This window comes from Paraburkholderia aromaticivorans (genome assembly GCF_002278075.1).
Taxonomy (GTDB): domain Bacteria; phylum Pseudomonadota; class Gammaproteobacteria; order Burkholderiales; family Burkholderiaceae; genus Paraburkholderia; species Paraburkholderia aromaticivorans.
Genome location: NZ_CP022989.1, coordinates 3,770,708 through 3,785,866 on the forward strand (window position 1 = coordinate 3,770,708; position 15,159 = coordinate 3,785,866).

General features: G+C 66.2%; 8 protein-coding genes. 3 read left to right on the forward strand and 5 right to left on the reverse strand.

Annotated features, from left to right (window positions below):
* Positions 1-197 precede the first annotated feature (197 nt).
* Genes CJU94_RS17055 through recC form a run of 3 tightly spaced genes read right to left on the reverse strand, consistent with a single transcriptional unit; the run spans position 198 to position 9,411 of the window.
* A complete protein-coding gene (locus tag CJU94_RS17055) occupies positions 198-2,342 on the reverse strand; it encodes an AAA family ATPase (RefSeq protein WP_095419688.1) in 2,145 nt (714 codons plus the stop codon).
* On the reverse strand, positions 2,339-6,031 hold the full coding sequence (recB, locus tag CJU94_RS17060; protein WP_095419689.1) for an exodeoxyribonuclease V subunit beta: 3,693 nt from the start codon (positions 6,029-6,031) through the stop codon (positions 2,339-2,341). Before recB ends, CJU94_RS17055 begins: the two co-directional genes overlap by 4 nt.
* Positions 6,028-9,411, reverse strand: coding sequence for an exodeoxyribonuclease V subunit gamma (recC, locus tag CJU94_RS17065; protein WP_095419690.1), 3,384 nt, complete (start codon positions 9,409-9,411; stop codon positions 6,028-6,030). The genes recB and recC overlap by 4 nt, the downstream gene beginning before the upstream one ends.
* A gap of 202 nt (positions 9,412-9,613) precedes the next feature.
* Here recC and CJU94_RS17070 point away from each other — a divergent pair, with 202 nt between their 5' ends.
* Positions 9,614-12,157 carry an FUSC family protein gene (locus CJU94_RS17070; protein ID WP_095419691.1) on the forward strand — a complete coding sequence of 848 codons (2,544 nt, stop codon included), beginning with the start codon at positions 9,614-9,616 and terminating at the stop codon, positions 12,155-12,157.
* Positions 12,158-12,287: 130 nt separating this feature from the next.
* On the opposite strand, the gene CJU94_RS17075 is transcribed toward CJU94_RS17070, so the two are convergent.
* The gene (locus tag CJU94_RS17075; protein ID WP_095419692.1) at positions 12,288-12,497 is read right to left on the reverse strand and encodes a hypothetical protein; all 210 of its coding nucleotides are present in this window, start codon (positions 12,495-12,497) and stop codon (positions 12,288-12,290) included.
* A 125-nt stretch (positions 12,498-12,622) separates the two neighbouring features.
* Here CJU94_RS17075 and CJU94_RS17080 point away from each other — a divergent pair, with 125 nt between their 5' ends.
* The gene (locus CJU94_RS17080) at positions 12,623-13,531 is read left to right on the forward strand and encodes a glutathione S-transferase family protein (RefSeq protein ID WP_244220857.1); all 909 of its coding nucleotides are present in this window, start codon (positions 12,623-12,625) and stop codon (positions 13,529-13,531) included.
* 197 nt (positions 13,532-13,728) lie between these two features.
* Here CJU94_RS17080 and CJU94_RS17085 read toward each other — a convergent pair whose 3' ends face one another.
* Positions 13,729-14,196 (reverse strand): Lrp/AsnC family transcriptional regulator, encoded by a 468-nt coding sequence (locus CJU94_RS17085; RefSeq protein WP_095420410.1) that lies wholly within the window; start codon positions 14,194-14,196, stop codon positions 13,729-13,731.
* A gap of 241 nt (positions 14,197-14,437) precedes the next feature.
* Between CJU94_RS17085 and CJU94_RS17090 the strand changes: the two genes are divergently transcribed.
* A complete protein-coding gene (locus CJU94_RS17090; protein WP_095420411.1) occupies positions 14,438-15,010 on the forward strand; it encodes a cysteine dioxygenase family protein in 573 nt (190 codons plus the stop codon).
* Positions 15,011-15,159: the final 149 nt, after the last annotated feature.

Genomic DNA, 15,159 nt, shown 5'->3' on the forward strand with positions numbered 1-15,159 from the left:
GCGCGGTGCTGCCGTGCTGCCGTGCTGCCGTGCTGCCGTGCTGCCGTGCTGCCCAGTTGCCCAGCAGCACTGCCGCCTTGCCGCCTTGCCGCCTTGCCGCCTTGCCGCCTTGCCGCCTTGCCGCCTTGCCGCCTTGCTGCCTTGCTGCCGTTCGATTGGGCAACACAACTCGCGTCGCGCCGTTCCCCCGCATCGTCCTATTCAGCGTCGCGCCACGCCTCCGCTATCCGCGCGGCCAATCCCGAATCGCGCTGCGTCGGCGTCGCAATGGCCTGCGCCAGCACGGCGCGAGCACCGACCACTTCCACCCGTTCGCGCGCGCGGGTAATCGCCGTGTAGACCAGTTCACGCGACAACACCCGGCTAAATACCGACGGCAGCATCAACACCGCATGCTCGAACTCCGAGCCTTGCGACTTGTGAACCGTGAGCGCGAATGCGGTGTCGTGCGGCGGAAGCGCGGCCGGCGATACCGCTCGCAAACCGCCGTCGCCGGTGCGGAAATATACGCGTAGCGCGCCGCTTGCGCCCGGCAGCGCAATGCCGATATCGCCATTGAACAAACCGAGTGCGTAGTCGTTGCGTGTCACCATCACAGGGCGCCCGGCGAACCACTGCGCGCCCACTGCCAGCGTCACGCCTGCCGCGCGCCGCACCTGCGCCGCCATCGCCGTATTCACCTGATCGACGCCGCGCGGCCCGGAGCGGGTTGCGCACAGAATGCGGAAACGGTTCAACGCATCGAAGAGCGGCAACGGATCCGGCACGTCGGCCGCGAGCGCCGCGACAAGCGCGTCGGCGTATGGCGCGAAACCTGCGGCCAGGCGCGCGACCGTACGCTCGGCAAGCGTCGCATGCGTGTCTTCGTGAAGCGCCGCTGCGCAAGCTTGCACGGGATCGATGCGCAGGACGTCGAGCGCCGCGCTCGCCGAGCCGTTCCGGATCGCGAGCGACAAGCGGCCAATCGGCGATTCGAGACCGAACCGGTAGTTGCGCTCGAGCCAGACGACGCAATCGGCGAGCGGGCTTTGCGCATGCGATGCCGACCTGGGCGGTGACGCGGCGCTTTCGAACAGGTCGCCGGCGGGCGGTTCATCGAAAGCGTCCGGTGAATCCGCATAGGCAAACAGATCGTCGGGCCGCGCGTCGGATGTGTCCGGCGCCTCGGGCTGCGCGAGAAAACAGGCGGCCTCCTCATCGAAGCGCCGCGATGCGCCCGGCAATGCCTGCACGAGCCGTGTTTCGTCGAGGCCCAGCGCCTGCGCAATGCGCTGCACGCCCTCCTGCGTGAACGCCGGACGCGCGCTGAGCTCGGCGAACACCGCACCCGCCTCGACGGCGGCGAGCTGGTCCTTGTCACCGAGCATCACGAGGCGCGTTTGCGGGGCAATCGCGTCGAGCAGATGCGCCGCCATGGCGACGTCGATCATCGACGCCTCGTCGATCACCACGACGTCGTATGGCAACGGATTGTCGCGATGATGCCGGAAACGTCCGCCCGGCCCGGAACCGAGCAAACGGTGCAACGTGTACGACGTCTGCGGCAAACGCGCGGCAAGTTCGGGCGGCAAATCGCCCGCCCGCGCAAGCAACGCCTCCTGCATACGCTGCGCCGCTTTGCCGGTGGGGGCCGCCAGGGCAATGCGCAAATCCACGCGCGCATCGAGCAGGCAGGCAAGCACGCCGACCACGGTGGTGGTCTTGCCGGTGCCAGGTCCGCCGCTGACGATGGTGAGCCGCCCCGACAGCGCCATGACCGCCGCGACACGTTGCCAATCGACTTCGTTGTCCTTTGGTGTCCCGAAGTAGCGCAGCAGGCGCTCCTGCAGCGTTTGGGCGTCGGCGCCTCCTTCGGCTCCAACTGCGGCCCTGACCGTGGCACCACCCGCGGCACCACCCGCGGCACTGCCGCCCGCCCCGGCATGCGCGACCAGCGCGCGCGCGAGCCGCCGCTCATAGTCGTAATAGCGAGCCAGATAGAGCCGCCCTTGCCCGTCGACCACCAATGGCCGCAACGCTGCCGCGCTTTGCGAACCATCGCTCGCCATGCCGCTTGCGAAGAGCGCGGCACGCGCTTCGGCGCTCGACGCCTCGAAGCGCCGCGCCAGCACCGCGAGGGGCACACACACATGGCCTTCCGCCGTCGCGCGGCTCGCGGCGAACGCACCCCGCGCGGCCCACTTGACCGCTTCCACCGAGGCGCCGCCGCGCCGCGCCAGCGTGCCGATGCGACGCGCGAAACCTTCCGCGAGCGCGATGCTGAAATCGGCCGGCGCGGGCAAACTCACGCCGATGTCGTCGAACTCGGGCGGCGTCGATGCGCTCTGTTCCAACGTGCTCATGCGACACCTCCGATCATGGCCGCATCGAGCAGCGCGACCAGTTCGAACGCGGGCCGCCGCCTATGCACGCCCGCCGGTCCATCGGCGTCACGCCAATGCGGACGAACGCCGCGCACGAACAGATACAGATAGCCGCCGATATGCGTGTCGTACGAATAATCACGCACCCGTGTTTTCAGATACCGATGCAGCGCGACCGTATAGAGCAGCGCCTGCAGGTGATAGGCGTGGCTCGCCATGGCCGCTTCGAGCGGCGCGGCGGCATAGTCGGCGGCCGTGTCGCCCAGATGGTTCGACTTCCAGTCGACAATCCAGAAACGCCCGTCGTACTCGACGATCATGTCGATAAATCCTTTGACGAACCCGCGCAACACGCCGGGTTCCAGTGCGACGTCGGGATAGCCGTGTTCGATCAGCAGCTCGCGCAACGCGGGAAAATCCAGCGACGGCGCCGCGAACAGAAACTCGAGCTCGTTCAGGCGCCGGCGCGGATTCAGATTCGCGAGCGCCATGCCGGGCTGCAGCTCGGTGGTGACCACGTCCCTGAGCAGGTTGTGCATCATCGCGGGCAGGCGTGCGGCGAGTTCGGGCACAGCCGGCGCGGGGCGCTCGCGCAACGCACCGCGAATGGCATCGGCCCATGTATGCGGCCCGGCGAAGTCTGCGAGTTCGAACATGCGATGCAGACAGTCGCCCGCCGCCGCGCCTCGCGGAAACGCGAGGATGTCGTCTTCCGCATAGGCTTGAGCCTGCGGCACGGGCGCGGGCGTGACGACGAGCGCATCGGCAAGCTCGTCGTGATCCGGTCGCACCTCTTCCACCGCTGTGCGCGCTTCCTCGGCTTGACTGCCGGCGGCGATCAGGCCGCTGAAACTCGCCATGCGCCACTGATCGCGCAGCGGCCTGCGATTGGCCCGCGCCTGCATATGCGCGCTGCGGTCCTGGAGGCTTTCCAGCGGCACGCGGCGCTCGGGCTTCGGCAGCGCCTGCAGCGTGATCGGGCCGCCCGCCAGCGCTTGCCAGCTCGCCGCCAACGCGGCTTCGTCGGGCGGCTCGGCGAGCCAGTCCTCGAAACCGTGGCCACCACCGCCCACCAGCCAGTTCAACACGCTGCGCCGCGACTCCTTCGTGGAGCGCGACGACAGATACGTGCCGGCGACCAGATAGCAGCGGTACACCGCGCGCGTCAACGCCACGTAGACGAGCCGCGCCCTCTCGGCCGCCTGCTCGCGCACCGCGTAACGCGACGCATGCTCGGCCTCCTCGTCGTCGCAACCGTAGTGCAGCACCGCGGCGCCTGTGTCGTCGTGATACTCGCGCGCATCCGGCAAGCCGGATGATGGCGGCTCACGCAACGCGCCGTCGTTCAGGAACGGGCAGAACACCACCGCGTATTCGAGCCCTTTCGATTTATGGACCGTGACGATCTGCACCAGGTTGCGATCGGACTCGAGCCGCAACTGCGCGTCTTCGCCACCGCCCTGGGTGCGTTGCGCGGCGAGCCAGCGCAAGGTCGGCGCGATGCCCGGTTGCGTCGCGGCGCGCGCCTGCACGAGTTCGGCCAGATGATTCACGTTCGTCAGACGACGCTCGCCGTCCGGTCCCGCAACCAGCCGTTGCGCGACGCGCAACTCACGCATCAGCGTGCGCCACATCACCGCGAAGCCGCGCTCATGCCACAGCGTGCGATAACGGGAAAAACGCTCGACCCAACCCATCGCGTCAGCGGCGTGCGCGGGATCGTCGGCGGATGACGGCGCCTCGGCGACCTGCTCGAGGCGCCACAGCGCCGCGGCGTCGAGACCCAGCCAGTCGGTTGCCAGCGCGGCGCGCAAACGGCGCAGATCGCCCGGCGTATCGACCGCGGCCAGCACGCGCTCGATCTGCTCGGCGTCGAGCGTCGCGAACGCCGACGTCTGCGCCAGCTCCACGCTGCCGACACCCCACGCGGCCAGCACCCGTTTGATCAGACTGCCCTGCTTGTGTGTTTGCACCAGCACCGCGATGTTGCCCGGCGCCAGCGGCGCGTCGCCGATCGTGACCACACCTTCGCGCGCGCCGCGCAACAGACGCACGATCTCGGTGGCGCACGCTTCGCTCGCTTCGCGCTGAGCCTCGCGCTTGGTCAATGCGGCGTCGCCCTGCGGCAAGGTCCAGATACGGAAGTCGCCGGCGCTCGCGTGCGGATCGGAGAACGGCGGCCTGCGCCGTTCGCCCGCACGCACCGGCTGATAGTCGAGACCATCCAGCACGAACGCCTGGCGGTTGGCTTCGAAGAGCCGGTTGCATGCCTCGACGATCGGCGCGGTCGAGCGCTGATTGACGGCCAGCGTGTAACACGCGGATGCCGCCTCGCGCGCGGTCAGGTAGGTATGCAGATCCGCCGCGCGAAAACTGTAGATTGCCTGCTTCGGATCGCCGACCAGAAAGAGCGGACCGGCCGGCGCGAAGATGCGGCTGAAGATCGCGAACTGCAGCGGATCGGTGTCCTGAAATTCGTCGATCAGCGCTGCGGGATAACGCGTGCGCAAAGCATCGGCAAGCCAGGGGTGCGCGGCGAGCGCGCGATACAGGTTGGACAGCAGATCGTCGAACGACACGACCCGGCGGGTGCGCTTGCGCGCCACCAGTTCGGCGGGTGCGTAGTCGAGCCAGGCCTGCACGAGCGAGAGCCAGCGCGCGCGTTGCGCGGCTTCGGCCGCGACCACGGCCGCCGCCAGCGCTTCGGCGTGCTCGAAGAACGGATGCTCAGGCGGCTCGAACTTGACCTTGGTGGCTTTTTTCAAGGCTGAAGCCGTCAGCTTCAATGCGGCTTTCGGCGGCGGCGCATGGCAGTCGCCCTGCGCGAAATACTCGGTCCATGCGGCGATGGCCGCGCTCACATGATCGGGCTTATGCGAGGTCCTGCTCAGACGGTCTTGCGCCTCGGCCAGCAAACCGACGATCCTGTCGCGCTCCGCATGCCAGAGGTCGCAGGCGGCTTCGAAACCGGCCTGCTGATCGACGCCCTGGCCGCTTGCGTCGAGCTTGCCCCAGCGCAACTGCGCCAAAGGTTTTTTCAGACGCCGCGCGAGTTGCTCGTCCAGTGATGCCGGGCCGGCGCGTCTGGCCACCAGCCACGCGGCGAACGCAGGGTGCGCATACGCTTCGGGCTCCACCTGCTCGCGCCAGAAGTCCGCCGCCATTTCGAAGCGCAAGGCCGCGTCGTCCGCTTCCATTTCGAAGGCGAACGGCATGGCGGCGGCGAATGGCGCCTCCTGCAACGCACGCTGACAGAATGCGTGGATGGTGTGGATCGCCGCCTGGTCGAAGGTGCGCAGCGCGCGCCGCACCACCTTCAAGGCGGCCTCGCGCTCGATGCCCCGCTCCGGCGCCAGCGTGGTTTCGAAGAGACGGCGGATGAACGGATCGCCGCCGTCGTCATCCATTTCGATCGCGCGGTCCAGTTCGGCGAGACGGCCGCGAATGCGCTCATGCAGTTCCGCGGTCGCCGCCTTCGTGAAGGTGACGACGAGAATCTGGTCCGCGTTCAGGTTCTTTTCGAGCAGCAGCCGCACGTACAGCGCGCAGATATTCCAGGTCTTGCCGGTGCCGGCCGAAGCCTCGATCTGATTCACGCCGTCGAGCGAACAGGCGAAGACGTCGAGTTCTTCGGCAACCAGCGCGTAACTCCGTTTGCCCCCGCTCATGAGACGCTCCGCAGATGTTGGATGAGCGGCTTGAATACGATCGCGGCAAGGCTGCCGAACGGCTCGTCGAGCGTGAGCGGCGTGCCGCGCAAGGCGATACGCAACGCGGGGTCGTCGGACTCGCCGCGCACGCGGTCGTTGATCCAGACACCAAGCGCCGCGGAATCGCTTTCGCTGACCTTGGTCCACGCGCTCTTCGGAAAAAAGCGCAGCGGCAGCCTGCGCCCGGCCTTGAACAACGCGGCAAGCGGCGCCAGCTCGTCGAGCGGCGCGGCGACCGGCGTGAGTTCGAAGCTCTCGCCGCTGCCATGCCATACGGTGCGGCGCGGACCCTGCGGCCGCGCGGCGCAGTACACCAGGTGCGCGAGCCACGCCGACAGATAGTCGCGTGCGGTGGGTTTGGCGTAACGGAAAATCACTTGTCCTGTGTCGGTGAGCAGATTCAGACTGCCGTGCAGTTGCAGCGGCGTTTCGCCGGCTTGCCGCAGCAGCGTGTCATGCGGGCCGAAGAGCGCGCCGGCAATGTCCGCGCTCTCCGGCCAGCGCGGCGCGATGTCGAGCACGAACGGCAGGCGCTCGACACCCGAAGCCACTTCGCGGCGCACGCTGTCGGCGAGCTGGCGCAACGCGCCGAGCTCACGTGTGCGCCACACCGCGCCGGTCGCGCCGCCCGGCAATTCCGGGCTGGCCGCCGCCACGCGGCGTACGCGTTCGAAGATGACCTCGTCTTCCGTCCCGGCGTCGAGCAGCACGGGCAACAGGCGGTCCGCCAATGCGTCGCGCCCTGAGTAATCCAGTTCGAACGGCTCGGTGTCGAGCAACTCGCCCTGCGCGTCCGACAACACGATGCCCAGACGGTCACGCAACAACGCCCGCGCTGGGTGGCGCCAGAAACGCACGAATTCGTCGAAGGCGATCGGCGCCGGGTCTTCCGGCGGCAAGGGTTGATCGAAGAAAGGCGCGGCGGCGGGATGGGTAGGCGCCGCGAGCAACGTGGCCAGTTCCGCGCGATCCGCGTCGTAGCTGAACAGCCCGGACTGCGAAGAGAAATAGTCCGCTGCAAATGCCTGCAACGGATGATCGACGATGAACGCATGCCGCGCGCTCTCGACCTCGGCTGGACTCGCGCCCTCGCCCGCCGACACCCGCGCGAGGTGGTCGAGCAATTCATCGACCAGCGCGGCCGGCGGCAACGGCGCATTGTCGCGAATGCTGCGGCCCGTATAAGCGATGAAAAGACGAGCGCGCGCGGCGAGCAGCAGATCGAGAAACAGATTGCGTTCGTCGTCGCGCCGCTGGCGGTCGCCGGCTTTGCCGAATGCGGCCATCAGATCGAACTCGTCGGCGCGCGCGAGACTCGGCAGGACGCCGTCGTCCATGCCGAGCAGGCAGACGACGCGATAGGGCAAGCCGCGCAAGCTGGTCAACGAAGAAAACGTCACGCTGCCCCACGGCACACCGCCGCGCGCGGGGTCGTCGAGCGCTTCGGTGAGCGCGCCGCGCACCACCGCGGCGGGCATTGCCACGTCTTGCGCGCCGGCTTGCATTGCGTCGCCCATCTTGTCGATCGCGTCGCGCACCGCGGCGAGCGAATCGGCGAATTCGACGCCGCCGTCGAAACACTGCGCCAACGTGTCTAGCAGCAGTTGCGTCCATTCGGCAGGCGTGCGTTCGATCGCGCAATCCGCCGCGAAACTGTCGATGTCGTCGACGAAGCGCGACAGGCGGCCGAGCAGTTCCGCATCCGCGCCGCCGGCGCCTTCGACCGGCAACCAGGCGTCGACCGGTTCGCCGCCGTCCGGCATGGCGTAGCCGAGGTACAGACGCGTGAGCGCATCCGCGAATGTATGACGGGCAATCGGCACGTGTTCGCCCGAAGGCTCGACCGGTGCGAGCCCACGACGCGCACCCGCTGCGGCCAGCCATTCCTGCGCGGCTTCGAGCGAGCTCGCGTCGATCCCGTAACGCACGGCAATCGCGTCGACGCGCAACCATTCGATCAGGTCCGGCGCGCCCACGCTGCGCTCGGGCAAGGCCAGCCAATCGAGCAGCAAACGCGCAACCGGATTGGCTTGCGACGGCGGCAAGCCGGTGATCCGATACGGAATGCGGCGCGTGTCGCCGGGCGGCGTGGTGCCGAACACAGCGTCGATCAATGGACCGGCCGCGGCGAGATCGGACACGGCGACCAGCACGTCGGACGGCTGCAGATCGTCGAATTCGTCGAACCAGCCGAGCAGGCGATCGTGCAGCACTTCGAGCTGCCGCGACAGACTGTGGCAAACGTGGACCTCGATGCCATGTTCGATCGGCAGCTCGTCGGCGTCGGTCTCCTTGCGCAGATCGAGAATGCCGTTCTGCACGGCGGCGAGCCAGCTCGGTTGCGGATTCTCGGTGAAATCGCCGGTCTCGCCGGAGGCCGCGCTTTCAGTGAGCTCGTGCAGCATATGCAACTGCGCCTGGGTCTGACGGCCCCACTCGGCGAGCAGCGGATGACCGACTTCCTGGTAGTCGAGCTGGCCGGCGGCGTCGAGCGCCTCGACACGTCCTTCGCTGACGACGTCGAACCAGAACTCGCGGCACGGGTTCATCACGTACAGACGCACGTCCACCCAGCGCGAGAGCGCGCGCAGCAACGCCACGTGCAACGGCGGCATGGTGGGCAGTGCGAACACGCTGACCGCTTCGGGCCACTGTGCGTTCGAGATCGCCTCGAGATCGAGCGTGCCGATTTCTTCCAGAAAACGGTAAGCGGGCGGCAACGCGGTCGCGGGCGTTTGCGCGTTGCCCGACAGCTCCGTGAGCACCGCGCGCCACAATGCCGCTTGCCAGCGCTCGTCCTCGCGCGCCGCTTCGCTCGCGCCGACCAGACGCGGCCCGCTGTCGTCAGCCGCCCCACTCGCGAAAATCGAACCGCCCTTCTGCCATTGCAGCAGCCATTCGGGGCGATACGTCAGATAGTGGTCGAGCACGGTCGCCACGCGCCGAGCGAGTTCATAACGCATGGAGGCGTCCGCCGCGTCGAGATACGTGCGCAGGCGCGGCGACGCATGCCAGGGTAGCGCTTCGTCGCCCTCGCTCACCTGACCCAGCAGCCGGTAGCAGCGCCACACGAGCCGGTCCGGCGCGAACGGCGAATGCCTGGGCACCTCGATCACGCCGCCGATCTGCGCCCACAGCCATTGCGCGAGATAACCAAAGTTGACATTTGCGCAGATGCCCTGGCGCGCGGCGATATCGAGCTCGAGACGGCGCCGCACCGCCGCGCTCGGGACGATCACCGGCTGCGCGGTCCAGGGGTCGGACGGCGCTTGCGCCAGGTCGTCGAGCAGCGCGCCGACAAGCGTTTCATAGCGATTCGAGTAGAAGAGCTGGAGCATGGATCCTGGGGTTTGCGCGGGGCACGGACGGAACGCCGGAGCCTCGACAGACATTGAAGCGACAGCATAACAAACGCATCCGCGGCGCAGAACCCGGCCAAACGGACGAGGTCAGATCAGCCATAAAATCAGTTAGACTCGACGGCAGTTTGGGTCTGCCCCTTCAACCGCGGCTTCTCAGTAAACGGAATCCAGGCAGTCGATGCGCTATTCGGTCGAAATAAAAAAATTCCTTTACAGCCAGTACTTTTATGGCGGCCTGCGCATCGCAGTCGGCGTGTCATTACCGGCGGTACTGTGCCTGATCGTGTTTCACGATCGCGAGCTCGGCTTCACGATCGCGACCGGCGCGCTCGGCGCATGTGTGGTCGACATGCCGGGCCCGCTCAAGTACAAGCACAACGAAATGCTGGCATGCACGGTGATCGGCTTTCTGTCCGCGCTCGCCACCGGCCTCGCCACGGTCAATGCGGTGGCGCTGTGGTGCACCGTCGTGCCGCTCACGTTCCTGCTGTCCTTGATCGTCGTGTATGGCAACCGCTGGCCGCAGATCAGCTTTGCCACGCTGTTCATGATGATCATGACGCTGGAAGAGCGTTTCACGCCCATGCAGGCGCTCGTCAACGCGTCGTGGATTCTGGTGGGCGGCCTCTGGTACACCTACTGGTCGACCTTCGTGAGCCGCTGGATGATGCACCGCATCGAACAGCAGGCGCTGGCCGAAAGCGTGTTCGCGTGCGCCGATTATCTGCTCGCGCGCGCCGAGTTCTACGACCTCGATAACGACCTCGACGACTGTTATCGCAACCTGGTCGACAAGCAGATCGCCGCGGTGGACCGGCAGGACGCCGCGCGCGACATCGTGCTGCGCAATCTGCCCAAGCTCAAGAGCGGCAAGCTCGAGCCGCGCCGCGCCATGCTGTTCAATCTGTTCATCAACACCGTCGATCTGCACGAACTGTTCGTCGGGGCGCACACAGATTACCCGCTGGTTCGCAACACCTTCGGCGGTTCCGATCTGCTGGTGTTCTACCGCGACCTGATTCGCAAGGCGGCCGCCGATCTCGAGGAGATCGGGCTCGCGGTGCTGCAAAACCAGGCGCCGCGCACGCGCGTGAACGTCAAGGCGGAATTGCGCGCCATCGAATTCGAAATCGAGTTGATGCGCAAGCAGAACCTGCCGGCGAAAAACCACGAGGCCTATTCGGCGATCTCGTCGACTTTCCGGCGCGTCTGGAGCGCCACGCGCCTGATCGACAAGATGCGCAAGAGTCTTTCGAGCGAACCCAGCACGACCGAGACCGAATTGCGCCTCGACCAGGCACTGTCGCGCTTCGTGTCGAGCCGCCGCGTGCCGTTCGGGCAGATCTTCTCGAACCTCACGATGGCCTCGCCGAGCTTCCGTCATGCGTTGCGCGTGACGATCGCGGTCGCCGTGGGTTTCTGGCTCGGCCGTCTGCTGCCGCTCACCAACGCTTACTGGATCGTGATGACCACCGTCATCATCCTGAAGCCCGGCTATTCGCTCACCAAGCAGCGTAACGGGCAGCGGATCGTCGGCACGCTGATCGGCTGCGCGGCGAGCATCGCGCTGATCATGTTCGTGAAGGAACCGCACATTCTGCTGGTGGTGATGTTCGCGTCGATGGTCATGAGCTACAGTCTGCTGCTGTTCAATTACACGGCGAGCGTGGTGTTCACCTCGTCGTATGTGCTGCTGATGTTTCATCTGCTCGCGCCGGGCAGCATGCGCATCATCGGCGAACGCGCGATCGACACCGTGGTGGGCTGCGCGATCGCGATTGCGGCGAGCCACCTGTTCCCGTACTGGGAATATCGTCTGATGGGCAAGCTCGTCAACAACATGATCAGCGCGACGCGTCAGTATCTCGAAGCCAGCTGGTGGTGGAGCGGCAAGCCGGCCGCCGCGGTGGTCGCCACCGTGACCGAGGCCGGCGCGCGCGCGCCGGCGGCGGCGATGGCCGATCCGGCGATCGAGTTCGGCAAACCGGTGCTCGCGACTACTGCCGACGGTGTCGTGAGCGATGCCGCAGGCGGTGGCGCACGCACTGCTCCGAACCGTGGCGCAAGCGTGGCTGCGAGCAACGGCGCACACGCTCTAGCCACCGCAGGTGCCGTCGCCGCAGCAACCCCGATTGCCGAGGCCGGCGCCGGCACCACCACGGTCAGCAATCCGACCGCGAGGCCGGCCTCAAGCGCCTCCGCTGCCGCCGCAGCCGCGGCGACCGCGCTCGATCGCGATTATCGCTACCGGCTTGCCCGCAAAAACGTTCACGTGGCGTTCGCCAATCTGGGCCAGGCGTTTCAGCGCATGATGCTCGAACCGAAGTCCGCGCAAAAGTTCGTGCCGGAACTCAATGGCCTGCTGGTGCGCAGCCACGTGCTCGCCTCGCAGATCACGGCGGCCGCGCCGCTGCTGCGCACCTCCGGGCAACAGCAGGCCGACGGCGTTTCGTTACAGCCCCTGCAACGCGCGTTGAGCGTGGTGCGCGACAATCTCACCGAAGCCGAAACCGGCACCCCGCCGCCAGCCGATCTGAGCGAGCAGATCAAACAGTTAGGCCGTGAGCTCGATGTGATGGTGGTCGAAACGGAAAAGTCGCCGAACTATTCGGCAGATGCCGTGCATGACATGAAATTGCTTGCTCATCAATGCAAGCAGATGCTGTCGGCGGCGGCGCTGATTCGCAAAGATGCGAGCGTGATCCGCCTGCCGGACGAGTGAGACGGTGCGAGCCGACGTTGCGCGTGGCGCGACTGGTGTACGTGCAGTTTCTGGATAGGCCGGCGTTTTGCGTTGCGGTGAGCATCGCCGCAAGATCAGGCGCAACGCTCGAACCGGGGTGCGCGCAGTCTTACTGAGAGGTGCCGCTTGCCGGCTTCGCGGCGGTGGCCGCGGCCGCCGCGTCCGATGCAATCGACGGCGCCGGTGCGTTCTGGCTGTCGAAATCGCGCTTTTCCTTGATGGCGTTATAGAAGAGCGTGGCGATCACCAGCAGCACCGCGACCACGATAAAGACGGCAATGCCAAAGGTCGGGTTCTTCTTGCGCGGCGGTTTGTTCATGAGGCGGGCTCGATTCGCGAGGTAGTCGCGGAAGGTGTCTGGGAAGGCGGCATTCTACGCTCGCCGAGCTTGCACTCGGCTTGCAACGGGCACGCGGTTCAGGTGTCAGGGCATGCACGCGTGAAGTGGCCGGACGCCTGAACCGCCGGGTCCGCACGCTGCACAGGTCGCTGCCCGAGGCAGAACAGGCGCGGAGCAAGCGCTGCGCCTGCGGCTTTTCGCCCCACGCTGGAGATGGCGCGGGTCGACCCCATGCCCGCATCCGGCGGGGCAACGGTACAAAACGTGCGTTACGAGGGGGCGTCCAGTTTCGTCTTGTTCGACTTAACGCGCTCGCCTTCGTTATCCGGGTGAACCGGGTCATTTGCCGTACTTCTTGCGAGGAAAACTTCGTGCTGACAATCCATCATCTTGGCCACTCACAATCGGAACGGATCGTCTGGCTGTGTGAGGAACTCGAGATTCCCTACAAGCTCGAAAAATATACGCGCGACCCGGTCACGCGGTTGTCGCCGCCCGAGCTGAAGGCGCTGCATCCGCTGGGCGCCGCACCGCTCATCGAAGCCGACGCAATCCTGCTTGCCGAATCGGCTGCGATTGTCGAATTTATCCTAGCCCGGTATGGTCACGGACGTTTGCAGCATGGGCCCGACCATCCCGATTTCGCTTCCTATCTCTACTGGTTTCATTTCGCTAACGGCAATCTTCAGCCGGTCATGGGCCGATCGATGTTCATAGGGCGATGCGGCCTCGCGCCCGACCATCCGATTCAAGTGTCGGTGCAGGGACGACTGGACAAGGTGCTCGCGCTGATCGAAGCGCGGCTTGCACAGAACGACTATCTCGCTGGAAGCGCGTTCACCGCGGCAGACATCATGAGCGTCTTTTCGCTGACCACGATGCGCCTGTTTCATCCTGTCGATCTCAAGCCGTATCCGAACATACTGGCGTATCTTCAGCGCATCGGCGCACGCGCCGGGTATCAGCGGGCCATGGCGAAAGGCGATCCCGACTTGACGCCGATGCTGACGTGAGTTTCAGGCAGGATTCGCTGTCCATTCAGCTTACGTTTGCGAGGACATATGCACCACCGCGTGCCGCGCGGCCGGGTGCACTAATCCTGTTTCTCTCGAACCTGTTTTGTCCCAGCTGAAAACGCTCAGTTCGTGCCGGAGCCGCTGTCCGCTCACCCGCGTCGCCGACCGTGGCGCGGATGCCGGCGAGGCAGGGCCTACACCGTATAGCGCACGGGCAGCGCCGTCGAATACTTGATCTGCTCCATCGCGAAGCTCGAACTCACGTCGTAGAGCGGCACAGCCGCGATCAGCAGCTTGTAGACGCGGTCATAGTCGTCGATATCCGACACCACCACGCGCAGCAGGTAATCGGTTTCGCCGCTCATCCGGTACACCTCCACGACCTCCGGAATATCCCGCACCGCACGCGTGAAGGTCTGCGCCCATTCCTCCGTATGCTGATTGGTGCGTACCGCGACGAACACCGTGGTGCCCACGCCGAGCTTGCGCGCGTCGCAAAGCGCGACCTGCGCGCGGATCACGCCCGCCTCCTTCAAACGCTGCAGCCGCTTCCAGCAAGGCGTTTGCGACAGGTTCACGCGCTGCGCCAGTTCGGCGATCGGCATGGTCGCGTCTTCCTGCAGCAACTCCAGCAGCTTCCGGTCGATGATATCCATTCCCATCATGACACCCCTATAGGAAATTATTCTACTTTTCAGATTCCAAGGGGAATTATATGGAAACTCTTTCTCCGGGCAAACCGGTATAAATATCGCTATCCGACAATCACAGATAAGCAGCCCGCGCCGCTGCGCAACCAACATGAGCCAAGACTTTCAATCAGCGTCCCTGCACCGTCCCACCATCCAGCGCGTGCGCACCAACGCGACGACTCAGGCGGACTCGCGCGGCGAACCGGCGGACATGCCCTTCCCGGTCGCCGGGCGCCACGCGCCGCTCGCGCGCCTGTGCGCTGCCCTCGATGCGATGTTCGAAGCCCGCGCGCATTTGCCCGAACCAGCGGATTCGACCTTGTTCGCGCGCAGCATGCGCGTCGCGCTTGCACAGGCGGCAGCGGACCCCGACTTGCTCACGGCAGCGCAGCGCGAAGGGTCAGTCGAGAAGTACCGGCGTCATCTGTTGGCTGCGGATCCGCACGGCCGTTATGCGATCGCCGCGCTGGTGTGGCTGCCGCAACAGGCGAGCCCCGTGCATGCGCATCACACGTGGTGCGGCTACGCGGTAGTGGACGGCACGCTGAGCGAAACGGTATTCGAATGGAACGGCGCGCAGCACTGCGCGAGCGCCACACGCACGCAGCCGCGCCGGCAAGGCGCCGTGTCGTTCGTGCGAGGCGGCCGTGGCGGGATTCATCAACTGGGCAATCGCAGCGACGCGCCTGCCGTCTCCCTGCATATTTACGGGGTCGCGGGTGCGCAGATCGCGACGCACGTCAACGATATCTTGCGCACCGCGCAGACATCTGCGCTCACCTGAAACGATGTATCACGGGTGCCTCGCACCCTAGGCGTAACGACACGTGTTGACACGCGACGAGTTCGGCTCCGCGACACTCGCCGGCGATCCTTTCGCACTGGCAGACGACGCGGGCCCCGCTCGGTCTGCCCCGCGTCCGCTCGCCAATC